Annotated in this window: 19 protein-coding genes; 12 read left to right on the top strand and 7 right to left on the bottom strand. The window is 49.3% G+C overall.

Going from position 1 to position 17,821, the window contains the following annotated elements; translation table 11 throughout:
• Positions 1–89 precede the first annotated feature (89 nt).
• Together LLG46_09270 and LLG46_09265 are read left to right on the top strand one after the other, a co-directional pair.
• Positions 90–296: a YtxH domain-containing protein gene (locus LLG46_09270; protein MCE5323487.1), complete on the top strand. Its 207-nt coding sequence runs from the start codon at positions 90–92 to the stop codon at positions 294–296.
• A 190-nt stretch (positions 297–486) separates the two neighbouring features.
• Positions 487–1,287 carry a hypothetical protein gene (locus tag LLG46_09265; GenBank protein MCE5323486.1) on the top strand — a complete coding sequence of 267 codons (801 nt, stop codon included), beginning with the start codon at positions 487–489 and terminating at the stop codon, positions 1,285–1,287.
• Positions 1,288–1,409: 122 nt separating this feature from the next.
• Here the strand turns inward: LLG46_09265 and LLG46_09260 are convergent, their stop codons facing one another.
• A complete protein-coding gene (locus LLG46_09260; GenBank protein ID MCE5323485.1) occupies positions 1,410–2,453 on the bottom strand; it encodes a LacI family transcriptional regulator in 1,044 nt (347 codons plus the stop codon).
• A 259-nt stretch (positions 2,454–2,712) separates the two neighbouring features.
• Between LLG46_09260 and LLG46_09255 the strand changes: the two genes are divergently transcribed.
• Positions 2,713–3,045, top strand: a complete 333-nt coding sequence (locus LLG46_09255; GenBank protein ID MCE5323484.1) for a DsrE family protein — start codon at positions 2,713–2,715, stop codon at positions 3,043–3,045.
• A 53-nt stretch (positions 3,046–3,098) separates the two neighbouring features.
• Here the strand turns inward: LLG46_09255 and LLG46_09250 are convergent, their stop codons facing one another.
• The 4 genes from LLG46_09250 to LLG46_09235 all read right to left on the bottom strand — a co-directional run bounded on the left by LLG46_09250 (position 3,099) and on the right by LLG46_09235 (position 7,835).
• Positions 3,099–3,890, bottom strand: coding sequence for a sugar phosphate isomerase/epimerase (locus LLG46_09250; protein MCE5323483.1), 792 nt, complete (start codon positions 3,888–3,890; stop codon positions 3,099–3,101).
• An 80-nt stretch (positions 3,891–3,970) separates the two neighbouring features.
• Entirely contained in the window at positions 3,971–6,499 is a 2,529-nt protein-coding gene (locus LLG46_09245) for a hypothetical protein (protein ID MCE5323482.1), read from the bottom strand.
• Between the two features lie 13 nt (positions 6,500–6,512).
• Positions 6,513–7,400 (bottom strand): zf-HC2 domain-containing protein, encoded by an 888-nt coding sequence (locus LLG46_09240; GenBank protein MCE5323481.1) that lies wholly within the window; start codon positions 7,398–7,400, stop codon positions 6,513–6,515.
• A gap of 180 nt (positions 7,401–7,580) precedes the next feature.
• Positions 7,581–7,835: a DUF378 domain-containing protein gene (locus LLG46_09235; GenBank protein MCE5323480.1), complete on the bottom strand. Its 255-nt coding sequence runs from the start codon at positions 7,833–7,835 to the stop codon at positions 7,581–7,583.
• A 237-nt stretch (positions 7,836–8,072) separates the two neighbouring features.
• Here LLG46_09235 and LLG46_09230 point away from each other — a divergent pair, with 237 nt between their 5' ends.
• The 4 genes from LLG46_09230 to LLG46_09215 all read left to right on the top strand — a co-directional run bounded on the left by LLG46_09230 (position 8,073) and on the right by LLG46_09215 (position 10,860).
• The gene (locus LLG46_09230; protein MCE5323479.1) at positions 8,073–8,714 is read left to right on the top strand and encodes a sigma-70 family RNA polymerase sigma factor; all 642 of its coding nucleotides are present in this window, start codon (positions 8,073–8,075) and stop codon (positions 8,712–8,714) included.
• Complete coding sequence (locus tag LLG46_09225) at positions 8,711–9,208, top strand: zf-HC2 domain-containing protein (protein ID MCE5323478.1); 498 nt, start codon at positions 8,711–8,713, stop codon at positions 9,206–9,208. Before LLG46_09230 ends, LLG46_09225 begins: the two co-directional genes overlap by 4 nt.
• Complete coding sequence (locus tag LLG46_09220; protein MCE5323477.1) at positions 9,205–10,125, top strand: hypothetical protein; 921 nt, start codon at positions 9,205–9,207, stop codon at positions 10,123–10,125. The genes LLG46_09225 and LLG46_09220 overlap by 4 nt, the downstream gene beginning before the upstream one ends.
• Before the next feature lie 90 nt (positions 10,126–10,215).
• On the top strand, positions 10,216–10,860 hold the full coding sequence (locus LLG46_09215) for a hypothetical protein (protein MCE5323476.1): 645 nt from the start codon (positions 10,216–10,218) through the stop codon (positions 10,858–10,860).
• Between the two features lie 3 nt (positions 10,861–10,863).
• Here the strand turns inward: LLG46_09215 and LLG46_09210 are convergent, their stop codons facing one another.
• A complete protein-coding gene (locus LLG46_09210) occupies positions 10,864–11,817 on the bottom strand; it encodes a phosphate/phosphite/phosphonate ABC transporter substrate-binding protein (GenBank protein MCE5323475.1) in 954 nt (317 codons plus the stop codon).
• Positions 11,818–11,932: 115 nt separating this feature from the next.
• On the opposite strand from LLG46_09210, the gene LLG46_09205 reads away from it, so the two are divergent.
• Together LLG46_09205 and LLG46_09200 are read left to right on the top strand one after the other, a co-directional pair.
• A complete protein-coding gene (locus LLG46_09205; GenBank protein MCE5323474.1) occupies positions 11,933–13,318 on the top strand; it encodes a hypothetical protein in 1,386 nt (461 codons plus the stop codon).
• Between the two features lie 64 nt (positions 13,319–13,382).
• Positions 13,383–14,213: a YihY/virulence factor BrkB family protein gene (locus LLG46_09200; GenBank protein MCE5323473.1), complete on the top strand. Its 831-nt coding sequence runs from the start codon at positions 13,383–13,385 to the stop codon at positions 14,211–14,213.
• On the opposite strand, the gene LLG46_09195 is transcribed toward LLG46_09200, so the two are convergent.
• Complete coding sequence (locus LLG46_09195) at positions 14,208–14,405, bottom strand: hypothetical protein (GenBank protein ID MCE5323472.1); 198 nt, start codon at positions 14,403–14,405, stop codon at positions 14,208–14,210. The two genes, LLG46_09200 and LLG46_09195, sit on opposite strands and share 6 nt — an antisense overlap.
• Before the next feature lie 440 nt (positions 14,406–14,845).
• Between LLG46_09195 and LLG46_09190 the strand changes: the two genes are divergently transcribed.
• From LLG46_09190 to LLG46_09180, 3 genes are all read left to right on the top strand, one after another.
• Positions 14,846–15,433 (top strand): phosphatase PAP2 family protein, encoded by a 588-nt coding sequence (locus tag LLG46_09190; protein ID MCE5323471.1) that lies wholly within the window; start codon positions 14,846–14,848, stop codon positions 15,431–15,433.
• 5 nt (positions 15,434–15,438) lie between these two features.
• Positions 15,439–17,004, top strand: coding sequence for a glycosyltransferase family 39 protein (locus LLG46_09185; GenBank protein MCE5323470.1), 1,566 nt, complete (start codon positions 15,439–15,441; stop codon positions 17,002–17,004).
• Positions 17,005–17,087: 83 nt separating this feature from the next.
• Entirely contained in the window at positions 17,088–17,720 is a 633-nt protein-coding gene (locus tag LLG46_09180; GenBank protein ID MCE5323469.1) for a hypothetical protein, read from the top strand.
• Positions 17,721–17,821: the final 101 nt, after the last annotated feature.

Here is a 17,821-nt window from a genome sequence, read left to right as displayed (position 1 = left end):
TTATCCCCGGTAACTTGTCAGGCCAATCGACGTTATGTTTGCCTCTCATTGCGGTATATCACTCGCAAGACAAATAGGGGGGTAGTGACATGAAAAGGGACTTTATAACCGGAATTCTGACCGGGATGGTGATAGGTGGCGCATGCGCGCTTATGTTTGCGCCTGTAGAAGGAGCTAAAGCTCGAAATATAATAAAGGAAGCTGCACATTCGACTCGCACAAGGGTGAGAAGTGCAGCCACGAAAGCGGGGCGGAAGGCTCATGAGAAGGTGGGTGCAATCAAACAAGCGATCTAGCCCGCATTATTCACGAGGAACGTGAATAATGCTCTCAGAGACTCGGATTATGCGGTAAGCGCATAATCCGGGCGAAATGAATTATTTGTTTGGAAAGCACGCACGGCAGGTAAAAGAGTGCTACACGGGCCAATAATTCGACTGCCGAGGTCAGGTTGGCGGCAAATGGCGGGAAACCGATAAGATGCATATGCCTTGGCAAATTGGCCGTGTTGACGCAAATTTTGCGATCCTCGATATAATCTTGCGCAGGGTCGGCAGCGCTTTCGCGGGTGATATTCTTCATATACTGGCATCACGTAAAGGCTGCCTCGAGTCATTTTTGCGGTCGATCCACTACTCGCTTGACACCAACCACATTCATTGCGCTGCAGCCCAACTTTGCAAAAGCATAGAGATGAGCCTTTTGCCCTGCCCGAATAACTTATCCTATCTAGCAAACAAATACAGCCGCGAGCAGGCCAGGCAGATCAAATATGTAGTGGAAGTCTTTTATACTTTTGAACCGATTTTCGCAATTCTTGCGGCTCTTGCACAGCGATGGATCGCACGACAATACTCAGCCAATATGCCTGTTGATGCGCATATCGACTCCTCTTCCAATATGGATGTACCACTATGTCTGAGCAAAATTGATCTTCCAAACAAAAGTTATAGCGCCTGCACTTCGCCTCTATTATATAGCGCACTGGCGAAATGGCCGGATTATGCGGCATTAGTGACTAAAGAGATCGGCAACGTGCACGGCTTTGTCGAAAAGACACAGTACGCAATGTATAGAGCGGAGTTTTTGTCCGAAAGCATCGACCTGAGTGCATCAGAGTCCAGGCTTCGGATTAACGATCATGAGGCGGAGCGATCCATACGTCGTTGCAGCGAGATGTCCGCTGACACAATCGTTGTCGCGACTATGTTGAGAAATGGATTCATAGTCGGTGAGAAGAGCGAAAGGGATAAACATGCGCTAGAGGAGAGATGGGCGGAGTATTAGTCCGCATTATTCACGAGAAACGTGAATAATGCTCTCAGAGACCCGGATTATGCGGTAAGCGCATAATCCGGGTTAGTGTGCTCCGCCCAATAGCGCAAATCCCAGAGGGGGGAGGATTTGCCCTACATCTTCGCCAGCGAGCAGGAATGTCTGATTACAAGCTTTGTCGGTATAACTCGAGCGCCTGTAACCGGTTCGTTGCTCGATATTTTCTGAATCAGGAACCTGGCGCATTCAGCGCCGAGTTTTTCCTTCGGAACCTGAACAGTCGTAATGTTAGGGTCGATCTCCATACATCTTGGTGCATCATCGAACCCAATGACACTCATATCACGTGGAACTATTATGCCTCGCCTTTTAAGTGACTGAATCACACCGGCGGCGATTGTGTCATTACCGGCAAAGATCGCCGTTGTTGGGGTATCTGAGCTTAATATCTCCGCGACTCCTCGTTCAGCAATCTCCGCATAATCGATAGTGTCATTGACGCATGTCGCCATCGGTGCAAGGCCGAGGTCAAGCATTGCGTCGCTGAATGCTCTGTAATTTCGAGCAAACCATGGCAGAGACATACTGGCCAGAAACCGAATGTGTCTATGACCCATCTCCGCGAGATACCTAATGGCCTCGCGAGTGCCTGTAGCCTCGTCATACCAGACCGAGTCCACTTCGGACATAGACTTGCATCCGACCAGATTATTGCCCATAGATACGCATGGCACTCCAAGCCCGGCTATCATCTTCACACAATCGATATGATTTTCGCCGGCCAGCACCACTCCGTCTACACTGCCGCGCCCGGCCACGATTCTCGGCGGCACGACCACATCTGGAAGCGGTTCCAGTTCATACCGCCACAACACGAAGACCAGGTCTCTGTCTGCACTTGAGCAGTAGTCTTCAACGCCTTTGAGCACCATCGAATGAAATTCATGCAGAAAATCACGATTAGAAAGGACAAAGCAGATCAGATCAGAGACATTTCTTGCCAGCCGCCTTGCCTGCACATTAGGGCTGTAACCGAGTTCATTCATAGCCTGCCGCACTTTGGCTGCAGTTGCATTGGACACTCCCGGCATATTGTTGAGGACTCGTGAAACAGTACCTTTTCCAACTCCTGCATGCCTGGCGACGTCCTCGATGCTTGGACCTATATGTTTGTCCAACTACTTCACCACGTTTATTATTGTTGTGGAACCGGTTCCAGGAAATATCATGCCAAAAAAAAGTCCGGCTGTCAATAGTGAAAAAAAAGGCTCCGTCAGTAAGACTGCGAAGCCCGGAGGGAAGGAGGAAAAGATGGTTGTTTGTGCCACTATAGTTGTGCCATGATTTATCAGGCATTCACACAACTTTTTTGCAGGAGTTTTGCAGGCAGCCAGTTAAAGTATTTGCATATCACAGCTCACTTGAGGGATGCAACATATGAATGATGTGGTACTGATTGGTTCGCAATCGATGGGATCGCCGGATGAGAAGCTCGGCCATATTCTATTGGGCAATTTTCTCAGGATTCTGGGAGACCGCGAAGATCTGCCGAAATATATAGTGTTGTGGAACAGCGGCGTTAAGAATGCGGCAGGTAACTCGGACACGCTCGAATATCTCAAGACTCTTCAAGATCGTGGCGTCGAGATAGTATCATGCCGGACGTGTATAGAATATTTCGGTCTTGAAGATGAAATGGCAGTCGGGGTTGTAGACGGTATGGCTCGGATTATAGAAATTCTAGCCAAACATCAGGTGCTCACGATATAGCTTTTCGTCAGAGTGTGCGATATCTTATCGTGCCCGGATGCGTATACGTATCTTTATTCTTCCCATTGTGACCTAAACTGCTGAAAAGCCTCGCTCCATGCCATATTTTCAGGAGGCTTGCATTCCAGCATAATGCTAGCCTCGCTGCCCGACTGACGGTATATTGCAGCGAGCTGATGCCAGTTTATATTGCCTTCGCCGGGAAATCTATGCTGGTCGCCTGTTCCATCATTGTCATGCAGATGAGTTGCCACTGCATTGGGCAGCAGCGCTTTTGCAAATTCTTCAAAATGTCCAGACAGGTTTGCATGTCCACTGTCGAAGCATATTGCGACGGAGTTGGGATCGATGTCATCCAGCAGTGCATTAAGTTCATCCGGTGTATGGCAAAGATAACCTGGAGGCAAATTCTCGATTGCAATCACTATATCAGACTCGCTTGCAATGGCAGCGACTTCTTTGAGCACACCACGCGCTCTGTCAAAATGACGGCTCTTGCCATGTGAGAGCGCATCGCTTGCATGAGCAATCACTTTTTTTGCATCCAAAAGGTTTGCAAGCTCTATGGTCTCAATCAGTCCGTCCACACCACGGTCGTGAATATCATCATTCGGGCTCGATATATCAAATGACGGTCCAAATGGGGAATGCACGGAGTGAACCCTGACTCCCGAACGCGACAGTTCGGAGAGCAAAGCCTGCAATTGCGTGCCATCATGGTGATCGAAGTAATCCGAGAATTGCACACCGATCTCCACCGCAGTCACTCCCTGATCTGCCAGCAGAGGTATGGCATCGGCCAGCCGCTCGACACCGGGAAACCAAGCAGGACATACTATCTCCAATTCCAACTCCAATCTATCGGCAAATGAAATAATAGAATAGAGTTATACTACCGGAGTCATTCTTCCTCTGTGGCGCAAATTTAATGGAAGATGGTCTTGAAATCAAGCCTTGCTATGGTCCGGCCTTCGTCGACATCTATTGTGGCATCGCAGTCCGACTTCCTCTGGGTGGAGAACGATATATAGTGGTTATCATCCAGCTTACGATTGTATTTGATCTTATATACGCCCGAGTTTGCACCATCGGCATCCGCTATATGGCATATGCCGTAATACACTTCTACATCGGTGTTGTTGCTCAGCTTGCCCGCAAAGCCCATGCCCATTATGTGTGCCCACTTATTGGTCGTGGCATTGATCTGTGTTGTATAATCGGCGGTTATGTTGAGCTTTTCGCTGAGCTTATGATTGATTTGGTATGCGTTTTCTGCGATAGTCGAAATAGTTCCTGCAGAGTTGGTATCCGCGAGTTGATCTTTATACGTAAAGCTTGAGCTTTTGCTCAGAAGCAATTCGGCGCTGTAGCTGCGTTTGTCCACAGATGTGGTTGTGGATGTGACCACATTCTGCCTGAGCATCTTGACATGCAGAGGTTTCTTTTTGTCTGCATCGGACTCATATTTGATTATTCGGGAGTTGTTATACAGTCCCGTATTGCGGTTTATCTTGTCCGAATTGTCGATCATAAATGTTCCATTGCCAATCACGCCGGTCTGCATCTTGAATGCATTGTCGCATGCTGTCTGGCTGCCCTTAAGGCTGGTAGTGTTCATTCCCGTGCCGACAGTGATGTTCTTAAAGAACAAAAACTGTTTCGCGATCAGGCCGTTCAAGGCCACTTTTCTATTTTTCTGCAAATCATTGATACCGCTGTTCGCATTAGAGATATTTGCCGAGACAGTCAGTTTCTTCCCGACTGACCAGTCAAACCCAAGCGTGCCTGCAGTAGTAGTGTCATCCGAGTCTCTGGTGATGCGTGCAATTTTGGTCACCACAGCCAGGTTGCCGGTTACTTTCTTGCTCATTCCCAATGATTGTGTGTTGACGAAATCTCCATTACCATAATCAACGTTTATTACGTCCATCATATACGTGGAATTGCCGTCGGCAGCATACTTCAAAGAAAGTCTGTTCTGGTTCCGACTGTCACCGGTAGTATGGTTCACAGAATCATATACATATGAGTCTATGTTGAGAACTTTTGTCGCTTGGAAGTTGACTGAGTAATCGGACCACCTATAACCGCTGTCATCATCGACCATATCGGCCTTATCTATGGTGGAAAGGTCGGAAATCCTGTCGAAGTCCGGGTCTATATTTTGATGATTGATATTTACTTTAAGGGCAGTGTTTTTGAAACCGAGACTCTGCTTGGATATGGATGCGCCATCATTGTCTTTGATATTAACTGTGTTGAGCGCAAGTTCACCAAACCCCAGTTTGAAAGTGCCGCCTGCGCCGGAGCGGGACATACCGTATTCGTTGCCGAAGTTGCTTACTTCCACCGGCTGTAGACTGCTGAGCTTTGTAAACTTGCTGTCGATGTCATGATGGTTAAAATACAGACCGAAGTTTTTGCCTTTCATCGTAACTGCACCTCGACTCAAATCACCATTCGTCGAATTCAGGCCGAGATATGACAGCCATGTGCTTACTTGACCCGTGGCAACCTCGACGGAATAATTGGCGCGGTCCAGACCGGTTTCACTGGTGACTTTCGACTTATCGGTGCCTGTCACGCTTGATGATTGCACGCTCGGATCGAACTGTCTGCGTGCATTGAGTGCCAATTGGGTGCGGTCATCGTTGTTCATGGCTTTGAACTGGTCGAACGTGGGATCCGCATCGCGAACATATGCATGCACTTTGACGCTGCCGACGTTAATGTCTCCGGAGTTTTGTGTAAGCACGCCGTTTTCGCTGTCAATCTGAGACATGCACAGACTGCTTAAGGCTGAATTGGTTGGTCCTGCGCCGTATTGCACGGCATATTGAGTGCGCTTGGTTCCGATTTGATTGGCGAGCTGTGCTCTGTTGGATTCTTTGAGATCGGTGAACCGGTCGAAATCATTGCCGACATCACTCGAAGTGTATGTGAAGCCGAGACCGCCGACCTTGTAGCCGAGCATCCAGTTTCTGATGTAATCATTGGCATCGTCAATCTGGTTGAACAAGAAACTCAGGCCGGATGTCGGCATCTCTCCGCTGAAGTTCATTCTCTTGATGCCCTTTTCTTTTTGTATCTGATTGAGCGCATCATTGGCTATTGCATTTGAACTGCGCAGGGAATCAGAACCATCGAAATCCTCGCCAATATCCTGAAATCCAAGTTTTAGCTTGAGTTTGCCCAATCCGAGGTCGGCATTCTGAAGCATCAGATAGTTATCCTTTTTCAGCGCGCTCGACAGCGAATTGGTGGAATTTGAAGTCGACGTCAACGAATTTTCAGACATATACATTATGCTTGATAGAGTGGAGGACGAACTCAAGCGCAGGGCCATATTCGACAACATGCCCTCTGATGATGCGGTTTCCTCCGCATTCATCGAGATTGCAGTCAGCCCTGTCAGCAAGAACATTATCAGGATTATGTATGCAATCCTTCTCATTCCTTCTCCAACCCTAAAACCTTGTGCTCACAATGTTAACCATCGCGCGCGAATTTCGACTTTTTCTCATCTCCGCCTGCATCTTCGCCTGCTGCATCATCTCTTGAATTTTTTCATTATCGAACACTGGAGCGGCAGCAACCTTTATAGCAATCGGCTGCTCATTGACAGGTTCGGCATTTGCGGATGTTTCGGCAGATGCTGTCTGTGCCGCTGCAATTTCAGTGTCCTGTGCGTCCGTGTCGGCTTTGTCTTCAGTATCTTTTTTGCCTGTCGGTATGGTCAATCGAGCTTGTACGGCATGTGAAGTCAGTGATTTTGCAGGGTGGTCAGCGATAATGACTCTGCGTTTGTTGGCACCATTCTTTTTCGTATAACGACGCGCAGGTTTTTCTGTCGATTGAACTTGGGCAGGCTCACTGTACTGTGACTCTGCGACAACAGTCGATTTAGTCTGAGGTTGAGATTTTTCAGAGATAGTCTGAGCAGGTTTTGGCATCTGTCGCGCAATATGTTTTGGGGCGGGCTCATGCGGCGCTCCGATCAGGATAGCCAGTGCCGCGCAGCCTGCAATTGCAGCCCCGGCTGCCCAGCGCATCCACGCAGGTGACACACAACTTCTCAGCCGGCCCATAAGGCCCAATTTGCTTGAGACCTTTGCTTGTGCTCGATCAGCCCGATTTTCATCTGTCACAGCCTGTATAATTCTGTCGCGCAGCCCCAGCGGCGGCTCAACCGTCTCTATTTCCCCGGCAGCATCGATCAGAGTCTTCATTGCTGCCAGTTCCCGCCTGCATTCCTCGCACTGAGCAAGGTGAGCTTCCATCTGCTCAAGGGTGTGCTCGTCGAGTGTGCCGTCCAGATAAAACCCCAACTTATCTCTTATCTTTATGCACTCCATCGCCATCAACCTCATCGTGCTTTTTTCGTTCTATTAGGTTGGACAACGTGCAGGCAGAAAAGTAACAGCTTTTTTGCACCCCAAATACTGAAAGTGGAAAGCTGATTTTGCTTTCCACTTTCGACTATTTCAAAATCAAGCGTAATATCTGCGCTCGATTGGAAGTGATTCATATCTAGACTATTGCATTCCTGCAGCCCTGGCGTGTCCAGGCACGCATACATCGTCGTGAGACTCAGACAGTCTGGTCAGCATGGAAATCCCATGCAGACCAGCCACACCGACCAGTATATAGAGTATGCGTGTAACAACTATTCCGGCTGTGGAATAGCCGAATATAGCTGTTATCAGGTTGAAATTGAACACACCTATAAGCAGCCAGTTTATAGCGCCGATAACCATCAGGATCAGCGCTGTGATGCTCAAGGTTCTCATTTTAGACACTCCCTGACGTCTGCGTTGTTTTTCGCCTGAACGCCATTATAATTATCCCCATATTCATACTTGCGACTAACATTTTGCAGTCTGGTGTGAACGGCAAGATTTATCCTTTTGCTGCAAATTCCGGTAATTCCAGAATGGAACGATTCTTTTTTTCTCTCGTCGAAACCCATGTCAGGAAGTTTGCCGTATATTCTTGCGTCTGATAGTATCTATGTAACAGAGGTTTAGATGGAGAGCATAACATATGCGCCCAACAGACCCATAATAGGAATTGCAACAGGACGCGAGATGAGCGGCTTAACGGATCAGGCAGTTGTGGAGCGTGTGCTCGGCGGCGAGATGGACGCCTTTTCGATCCTGGTGGATAGATACCAGGACCGGATATACTCTGCCGTGTTGAACTATGTCGCAAACCGTGAGGATGCCGTGGATATTACACAGGATACGTTCGTAAAGGCATACTCAAAGCTCACGACATTCAACTCAGGTTCCGCTTTCTACACCTGGCTGTATCGAATCGCAGTGAATGCGGCAATAGACTTTATACGAAAACGCAAGTCCAGGCCAGCTGATTCGCTGGATGACGATAAATATACCGAAGTCGGTTTCGAGCCGGTCTCTCATGATATGTCCACCGACCCGGAGAGAGTTATAGTCAGGTCCGAACAGGTGCATATGTTGAGGAATGCGATATCAAAGCTTTCGGACAAATTGAAAATGGCTCTGGTGCTCTATGACATTGAAGGGCTTTCTCAGGAGGAAGTCGCTCAAATTCTCAACGTGCCGGTGGGAACAGTGAAATCACGCGTGTCGAGAGCGCGCACCGAGCTAAGATACCTGTTGGGCAAGCAATTGGGTGAGACGTTATGAATTGCAAGAAAATCACCGTCTTAATATCTGAATATATAGACAACACTCTTGCCGGGCATATACGCACTAAGTTTGAAGCTCATATCAGGGAGTGCAGCGATTGCGCAGAGCGGCTGGCTTCCATGGAGCGGATGCTGGCTTCTTTGAAGTCACTGAAAACGGAAGAAACTCCGATTGATTGCTGGGCAGGTGTCAAAAGCAGGATCATGGAGGGGCATGGCGCACGAGAAGGCAGACAGCCATGGATACTACGTTCGGCATATGCTGTTCCGGCTTTTGCGTTTGTGATGGTTTTGATTTTGCTCTTAGTGCTGCCGGTCTGCATAAAGAACGACCGGTCCAGTGTCGATCCGGCATCGATGCCCGAATACGCTCAATGTATTTCGGCTCATTCTCGCGCTCAGCGCCAGCAGATATTGGGAGATCCACATGTAACGTTTATAGCTGCTGAGATGGAGAATGCGAGCCTTTCGAGGGACTCAAACGCGCCATGACAAACAGGAAGCTGTTATCATTCCTGATACCGATATTTTTTACTCCGGCGCTGGTATTTGCCGCCAACGTCAATGAACTGCTGCAAAAAACTGAGACGGCGGACAGATACATCAGCTACCGGGGAATGAAGGTTGCATCGTTTCATTTTGCGGGGCAGCCGACATTAGCCAAGTTTAAGGTTGTCCATCTTCTGCCGGATCAGACATTCACGGAATACTTTGCGCCAAGCGCTCTGGCTGGGATGAAAGTGATTCAGGACGGTTCCAAATCCTGGAAGTATTACCCCAAGCATGATGAGTGGGTTGAATCCTCCGGTCTGTTTACCGTTCCAATGAACGCCATTCACGAAGAGACCCTGCGCAACTACGATCTTAGGTTTGTCGGCACGGACACAGTTGCCGGGCGTCCGACATACATCGTTTTTGCGGTTCCTCACAGCAGGTTTGATTCTGCGCGCAGGGTTTGGATAGACAAAGAATACTATCTGATTATGCGCTCTCAGGTCGAAAGCCCTCAGGGGATGATTATCAATTCATCCAAGTTCACGAGTATCCAGATCAATCCTCCCGACATATCTCCATCGACATTCGAGGTGACCGGCAAGGTCAGGCAAACCTGCAAGCCTGCGGAGAAGCGTTTTGAGGTGGTCAAGCCGACTTATCTGCCCAAGGGTTACAAACTGGTGGGTGTTTCCAACATGTCGATAAATGGGTACAACTCGGCTCATCTGCAGTTTTCCAATGGAGCATGCATAATCTCTATGTTCCAACGCAGAGCAAATAAGGAGTGCGCTCCATCGCCTGTAAAGAGCAAGGTCACAAATGTCTTGACATGGGCGCATAACGGCATTCGTTTTATTCTCATGGGTGATATCTCCACATCCGAACTTCGCAAAATTGCTGCTTCCACAAAATGATTCAAGTCACCCGCCTGCGGGTATCCTCTCTGAGCGTTCTTATCGTTGAATTATCCAGCGTTTTGTGCAGCGTATTAGGGGGACTTGGTTATGTCAAGGCTGTTCACCGTCATAATATGCGTCCTATATATTTGCGGTTGCGGCGGCGGTGGTGGTGGGGGAGGCTCAGATGCGTTCGTGGTAAGGATACAGACTCAGAGAGTGTCTCCAAAGACTCTGACTATCAAGTCCGGCGACAGCGTGCAGTGGATAAACACCGATACAGACCCTCACCAGGTTATAAGCGGCACACTGGACAAAGTATCAAACCCGGTCATACTCTCCGAGATTGTGATACAGGCCGACAACACCTTTGAACCGAGCACACTGGAGGGCAACTTCGGCGATACGGTCAGGTGGCGCAATGCAACAGGCTCTGATTTCACGATGGACATACTAAACGATGCCGGCACTGTGATCGCAACACTGACATTCGCAAACGGTGAGGTTCAGGGTTATTCGCAGTTCCCCACAGCGGGCAAATACACAGCCCAAAAGAGGAACAATGTGTTCTTCTCCGGCACATTTACGCTCTATGGCGTGCCGAACCCCAACGGACTGTTTCAAAGCGATGTGCTTATCAATGGCGGCACATTCAGCAGAAAGTTTACCGGTTCCGGGACAGTAAACTATTATATTTCCAATATCGAGGACCCGGACAAGACCTATATTACGGGCAGCATCACAATTCAATAAGCCCTATTTGTCTATCTTTTCGAGATCGATATTTTCTATCCTGGCCACTTTGCGCACGGAGTCGTAGTCGCTGTCCTTTGCAATGACGAATCCGTCAATCCCATACAGACTCATCACTGCGATTCTACCTTCGTCTGATGATGCGGCCTTCATCAGTCCATCGCGAATCTTCTTGACGAGGCTGGGCGGCATACCTTTGCGCACGCTCACCGTGTCATTTGGAATTTCAATGCTTCTGGCGATGACGTGAGTCTTTTGCATCACATCTTTGATGGTGTCGACAACCTTTTCTCGGGCATCACTCACCACCCCGCCGTATATTGCGCCGCCATCGACCTGCTTGTTATAGACTGCCATCACCACTTTATCATGTGCCCCCGCATAGATGACATTGGAGAAGAACTTCTCAGGGTCATAGCCGCTGGTGCGGATCAGGTGCTTCGGATATATGCTGCCGGAGGTAGACACAGGGTCGCCGTAGGCGAATTTCTTGCCTTTGAGGTCCGAGAGTTTGTTGATGCCGGTATCGGTGCGCGCGATTATTGCGCTGAAATACTTGGTGGACTTGTTTCTGACTGTGGTCAAAATCACTTCCACACCATATTGATCGTGCGCCATCACATATGGCAGTGGAGAAAGCCAGCCGACATCGACATTACCTGCTCCCATCGCCGATATGACTGCCGCATAGCTGGTGGGCACGCTGATTTTATAGTTAAGGCCGGTCTCTTTTTTAAGCAGCACAGCCAGTTTTTCACCGCTGAGGACGAGTTTTTTTGTGTCCAGCGACGGCACCAGAGCCATCTTTATAGGGTTTTTCGCCGAACCCAGAGGGGCGGATTTTGCTGGGCTTGATTTTTGCCTGCCACACCCGCACAGCGCAACAGCAATAATCACCAGCCACAAAAAATGTCGAACAATCTTCTTTTCCAACATCCAACCTCCTACACTCGGCATCCGACTAACACCTCCACTTTCCACTTTCCGCTATCCACTTCCTTCAGAAATCAACAAGGTTATTTGGCACATCTGGTAGAAGTATTAAGCGACCTCAAGTTTGGAGGAGGGTATTATGAGATACACATCAATTATCATGTGCATTATTATCACTCTGATCGGCGCAAGCTGCGCTCAGTGTGCTCGGACTGTGACCGGTACGCTGCTGAGCGTAGCGTCTGATTCAAGTGCATTTGTGCTCGACACCGGAAAATATACACTGGCCAAGGATGCAAAAGTGATGCGTGGCCAGGTCGGCAAAGATATGCGTGCCGTTGGGCTGCGCGATCTTGCCAAAGGCGATCATATTGTGGCTGTGGTAAATCAAAACGGCTCAGCGACCTCAGTCAAGGGACTTTTCGGAGTTATGATCGGCACTGCAGCTGGCGTAAAGGACAACAAAGTCATATTCGAAGACGGCCGCAGCGTAAAGATCAGACCTGAAGCTCAGGTTGTTCTGGGAAATGGAAGCATCGGCAAACTTGGAGACGTTAAGCGGGGTATGCTTGTCAAGTGCCGCGTCAGTCCAACAAGCTCCCAGGCATGGACTGTATTCGCTGCGATGCCGGACAAGAATGCGGCCAAGAGCGCGCCTGCGGCTAAAAAAGTGCCTGTAAAGGCACAAAGTGCGCCATCACCAGCCAAAGCTTCAGTCCAAAAAGATAAGCCGGCTGCGGCAAAGATTTCCGATAAGCCAAAACCAAAGATAAACTCAGTGACGTTTTCCGCGCCAACGCCTCTGCGGAGTGGTGATCTGCTCACTGTCGATGTGTCCGGCACACCCGGCGGCAGAGCATCAGTCGAGATAAAGGATTTGATAAAGTCGGTCACTCTAGACGAGATGAAGCCCGGCGCATATAGGGGAGTCGTGGAGATTCCCGCCGACAAGAGTGCAAAGGGATCTGCGCTCATAGCCAGACTGATCGTTGGCGATGTGAGCGCTGCACCGGTGCAGGCGAGCAGGCTGGTGAGTGTTGAGCCGGTATTGCCTGTTTTGCCGCCTATGCCTGCAAAGGCGGCAGTTGCAAAGGATGAACAGCCCCAGATCATTCCGGCTATGCAGCCCGTCTCGGCGACTCAAGTGCCGGTTGCTGTCGAACAGCCTAATCAGCCCGTCGAGCCGCCTGCGCCCGAGCCTGAGCCGGTAAAGATTGTGCTCACCAACCCGCCCGATGGGGCGAATATAAAGCGCGCACTTCTGATAAAAGGCACAGCCGAGCCGGATGCCAAGGTGCTTGTAAACGTGACATATTCAAACGGTCTGGTTGGGCTGCTCAGGCTCAGCGGCGAGGTGACTTCGCAGATGGCAGCGGTGGGTAAGAATGGTGAGTTCAAAGTCGGCCCGATTGCTCTTGAGGGACCTTTGGCGACCCAGGGTCTTGAGTTTAACATCAAGGCGTATTATCCCGATCGAGATAATCACTGCACAGCCATAGTCAAGGTCACGGGCGCTCGTAACTAAATCAAATATAAAGTCCCAAATCCAAAATTCCAAATACTAAATACTAAATTCAGAAGGTTGCTGCGTGAGACTGCCGAAACCGCTCATAAAGGCATATAGGCACATAAAGGAGATCTTAGCTGGATACAATGCCGACAATGGCTCTCTTGTGGCGGCGGCAGTCAGTTTTTATGTGTTTCTTTCACTGATCCCGCTTGTATTGTTGGCCATAGCCGTGTTCGCGTTTTTTCTGGGTTCAACCGCCCAGGCCGAACAGAAGATTATGGAGTTCTTGGGTGTGGGTTCAGTGGGACCCGGCATCGGCAAGATGGTCGAGCAGGTAATCCAGGACAGGGGCGCTGCAACGGGCTTTGGTCTGCTTACTTTTTTGTGGTCAGGGATTTCTCTGATCGCCACATTGGAAACGGCGATGAACCATGTCTGGAATGTCGAGCAGCGGCGGAGCTATCTGACAAAGCGATTGATATCGGTTGCTGTGTTATTGATGTTGATTGTGCTGCTCGGTGTATCATTCGGCATGACCGCCGCAATTACGGCGATCCGAAGCCGTGATCTAATTCCAGAGTTTCACCTGGGTTGGTTTTGGGACACACTCACATATCTGCTGCCGCTTGTGATTACTATTTTCACATTCACACTGTTCTACAAGATATTGCCAAATACAACAGTGCCTTGGACTTCGGCGCTTGCGGGCGGAGTATTTGCCGGTGTTATGTGGGAAATTGCTAAATATGCGTTCAGCTATTACGTAGCCAACTTTGCGGATTACAATCAGATATACGGCTCTCTTGGAGGCGTAATTCTGCTGCTGTTCTGGATATATTACTCATCGGTAATAGTAATATTCGGTGCTGAACTGGCATCGATTCGCACCAGTAGACATACGACGCTATGATGCCAGCCTGAGATCAGACGCGGGCTTGTGTTCGCCGGAATACGCTTTTGCTCCCATGAGACATCCGACTGAAGGATGCAGCACACCCTTAAAGAAAGCAGTCCATTGCAGCTTTCTCTTACAAACACAGCACACATCCTGGTGCTTGGAATTTTCAGCTCCACACCAGAAGCACTTAACCATCTTTATCACGCTCCTCCAAAGGTGACAGATCCACAAGGGGCGCGGATCCATCGGATGAGTTTGCTGCACAATTCGTACCACTCAGCCCATCAATAGGCCGAATGGGGAAAATATCCACATATGATTGTCTGCTTGCCATCGTGACCGATATACCCGGCGGCCATAGGGTTCAAAACATGGGTATCGAGTGATGGGTATTAGCCCGAATTATGCTCGTCGAGCATATTTCGGGTCCGGGCCGCGCATCATTCACGTTTCTCGTGAATAGTGCGCGTTAGGTGTTGGGCAAAGGTGGCCTGATTTGAGAGGTTTTATCCCAATAGGGGGTTTGGTTGTGGGTCGAAGCATTTGCCGTACACGTTACGCAGGCGAATCAAATGCCGCCACAAATGCTTCGACCGCACTTGGCGAAGCGGTCATAATCCGGTATAATCAGCCAGGGTGTTGTAATGATTAATCTTGGCGGCATGGATGCGGCTGTATTTCGATATATAAACACTGAACTGGCGTCACCGGTTATGGACAAGGTGATGCTTGCCGCCACGATGCTGGGTGTCGGTGTGGTGCAGGCAGGTTTGAGCCTGGCATGCATAATGTGGGGATTGATCGGTGAACGCGTGAGTGTCCGCCGGGCAGGTTATGCCGGTCTGACAGCATTTGCTCTATCGGGCATTGCCGTCCAGGTTGCCAAACACATATGGGATCGACCGCGTCCTTTGCTTGCATTATTCGATGTCCGAGTGGTTGGCGAGCCGCTATTTGCCCACAGTTTCCCCTCGGGTCATACCACGACGGCCTTTGCCGTGATTGTAGCCATATCGGTTTTTTTGCCAAAGTTGCGCTGGGTATTGATACCGTTTGCTTTTATCACTGCCATATCCAGGGTATATCTTGGTGTACACTTCCCACTCGATGTCGCCTATGGTGGGTTTGTCGGCACGCTTATCGGCATTGGTTCAGCGGCTCTTGTAAGATCGCATAGGTGGGACGAGGAATCACGAATTGACAGCCCGTCTGCACACTCTGAAACGATATAGTCATAATGAATCGATTCACACCATATATTCTGCTTGCGCTATTTTGTGCCATTTTGTTTGCTTGGCGAGTGGGCAGCACACCACTGATTGGTCTGGACGAAGGGTTATATGCCGAATGCTCTCGTGAGATGCTGGTAAGTGGAGACTATGTGGTGCCCACATGTAACGGTGTGCTGTTTTTGGACAAGCCGCCACTTGTCTATTGGCTGCAGGCTGCGAGTATGCGAGTTTTTGGAGTCAACTCACTCGGCGCAAGGCTTCCATCTACTATAGCTGCGCTGCTGCTTGCCGGATATGTCGTATATCTGGGATCCAAGTTGTATGGCCGAAGGGCAGGCATTATGGCCGGGTTCATGCTTGCCAGCGCCATTTTGACATCCGCTCTGGCTCGCATGGCAATAATGGACCAATTGTTCGCTCTAGCGATCACGCTGTCCCTCGGTTCATTTATTCTCTCATACTCCGGCAAGTGGGACAGGCGGGGATATGTGCTCTTTTGGGCAGCCATGGGGATATCGGCAATGATAAAGGGACCTGCCGGGATGGTGATCATTTGCATAACTGCCGGAGTTTTCCTGCTCATGAGCCGTGATAGACGTGCATTAAGGAATGCCATTCCATTGCTTGGCGTGCTTATCTTTTTGGCGATATGCCTGCCGTGGTATATTCTTGTCCAGATACGCACTCACGGGGTGTTTGCCGGGGAATTCTTTATACACCAGAACCTACAGCGAGCAATGGGTGAGGACTTCAGCCACAACCAGCCGTTCTATTTTTACTTGCCGATATTTGTGGCCGGGTTCTTTCCTTGGAGCATATACGTGCCGCTTGCATGGAGTGTGAAGGTGAGGCGTATGCGTGTCGATGCGTCTTTGTTTATGGCAGTCTGGATGGTTGTGGTGATAGGAGTATTCACACTATCTTGCTCTAAGCTGGCCTCGTATATTTTTCCGATGTTGCCTGCCGCAGCGATTCTTGTAGGAGCTATGTGGGCAGAGGTTACTAATGCTAAGACACTCGGCAGTCTGTATAAATATTCATGGATCGTAATGGCTGTGTCGATTATGCTTGCGGCTGCGTTCCATATCGGGTTGAGATTTCTTCCCGATCCTATGCCTGGTCTGAGTCTTGCACTTATTATAATGGGCATTGCTATTGTAGGCGGATCGGCTCTATCGGTGACAATGCTTGCTTTACGAAAGGGCAAAGCGGCATTTGCGGCTTTGTGTATGGGGATGGTCATATTCATGGCGACTGCGGTGCTTATTGGACTCCCAGCAGCGGCAAAAAAGCTGAGCACACCTGTAGTTGAGATTGCATGTCATATCAGAAAGATATCACCGCCTCGGGATGGTGTGGCTGCATACCGGCTCGCACACCCCCAGCCCGCACTGGGTTTTTATGCTGAAAGGCCGGTGCTGAGTATAAATGATCCGAAAAAGCTAAATGAATCTGTAAGCAGCGGCAGGATAAAGTTTGTTGTGATTCAAAAAGAGGGGCTAAAAGCTCTTCCTCCAGGAGGAAAAGTTGTGAGCCGGTCGGGTAATTATCTGCTATATAGACGGCAATAAAATACAAAATACCAAGTCATCAAGGTTGACTATGTCCTGTGTGTGATGTAAAATCAACTGATCAAATCTTCCAATGGAGCGCTATGAAAACACAACTTCTCACTTGTCGGCGTATGACCGCCGGAATTGTGTATCCTCCTTATCAGCTGCAGCCTCAGCAGGTAAATCGCATCTATGCAGATATTACCGAGCGCTATCCGTTTCAGACGCTTCAGCACTTGCCCGATGGTGCTCGCATGGCAAATCCGAGCGGAGATTTTTTCATCCAGACGACACGCATGCAGGTAAACGATAACGTGGACTATTTTCAGTCATCCAAAGAAAAGTCACTAGACCTGTTCAGGATGGCTCAGGAGAGGCTCAAGATTCCTCAATTTATGACATTTGGCATCAAGCTGACTGCTTTTTTGCCGGTTGAGGGTGATCGCAACGCGGCGGAATTGTTGGAGGGCAGCGCGCTGAGTTCGATCAAAGACAACCTCGATCTTCTCGGTCCTGGAAGACAGGGTGCGGGTATTCGTATTGTGCTGCACCAGGATGGAGTACATGAGCTTAAGTTCGAGCCGTTTTTCAGTGACCTGAGCCAGCTATATGTGGAGCTTGACGTGCAGCATCCGACGCAGTTCAATGACATTACCGTAGTTGAGTCAAAGATGGACGCAGCATATGATTACCTGTTCCGTGAAGTCAGTGGTTTCCTTGAGACACTGAACTAAACCGTTTTTCTTCATATTTTCTGCATTTTTGCAAACCAGCCAACTTCGGATATCATCCGATATGAATGTGTGTTGGCGCGGTAGTTACCCAGGGAACATTT

Source organism: bacterium (genome assembly GCA_021371935.1).
Taxonomy (GTDB): domain Bacteria; phylum Armatimonadota; class UBA5829; order UBA5829; family UBA5829; genus UBA5829.
The sequence above is the reverse complement of the archived record's forward strand: the minus strand, read 5'-3'. Positions and strand labels throughout refer to the sequence as shown.

Bases quoted from the DNA above. Each gene is read 5' to 3' on its own strand.
- LLG46_09270 (MCE5323487.1), top strand. From the start codon at position 90: ATGAAAAGGGACTTTATAACCGGAATTCTGACCGGGATGGTGATAGGT.
- LLG46_09265 (MCE5323486.1), top strand. From the start codon at position 487: ATGCCTTGGCAAATTGGCCGTGTTGACGCAAATTTTGCGATCCTCGAT.
- LLG46_09255 (MCE5323484.1), top strand. From the start codon at position 2,713: ATGAATGATGTGGTACTGATTGGTTCGCAATCGATGGGATCGCCGGAT.
- LLG46_09245 (MCE5323482.1), bottom strand. From the start codon at position 6,499: ATGAGAAGGATTGCATACATAATCCTGATAATGTTCTTGCTGACAGGG.
- LLG46_09240 (MCE5323481.1), bottom strand. From the start codon at position 7,400: ATGGAGTGCATAAAGATAAGAGATAAGTTGGGGTTTTATCTGGACGGC.
- LLG46_09235 (MCE5323480.1), bottom strand. From the start codon at position 7,835: ATGAGAACCTTGAGCATCACAGCGCTGATCCTGATGGTTATCGGCGCT.
- LLG46_09230 (MCE5323479.1), top strand. From the start codon at position 8,073: ATGGAGAGCATAACATATGCGCCCAACAGACCCATAATAGGAATTGCA.
- LLG46_09225 (MCE5323478.1), top strand. From the start codon at position 8,711: ATGAATTGCAAGAAAATCACCGTCTTAATATCTGAATATATAGACAAC.
- LLG46_09220 (MCE5323477.1), top strand. From the start codon at position 9,205: ATGACAAACAGGAAGCTGTTATCATTCCTGATACCGATATTTTTTACT.
- LLG46_09215 (MCE5323476.1), top strand. From the start codon at position 10,216: ATGTCAAGGCTGTTCACCGTCATAATATGCGTCCTATATATTTGCGGT.
- LLG46_09210 (MCE5323475.1), bottom strand. From the start codon at position 11,817: ATGCCGAGTGTAGGAGGTTGGATGTTGGAAAAGAAGATTGTTCGACAT.
- LLG46_09205 (MCE5323474.1), top strand. From the start codon at position 11,933: ATGAGATACACATCAATTATCATGTGCATTATTATCACTCTGATCGGC.
- LLG46_09190 (MCE5323471.1), top strand. From the start codon at position 14,846: ATGATTAATCTTGGCGGCATGGATGCGGCTGTATTTCGATATATAAAC.
- LLG46_09185 (MCE5323470.1), top strand. From the start codon at position 15,439: ATGAATCGATTCACACCATATATTCTGCTTGCGCTATTTTGTGCCATT.
- LLG46_09180 (MCE5323469.1), top strand. From the start codon at position 17,088: ATGAAAACACAACTTCTCACTTGTCGGCGTATGACCGCCGGAATTGTG.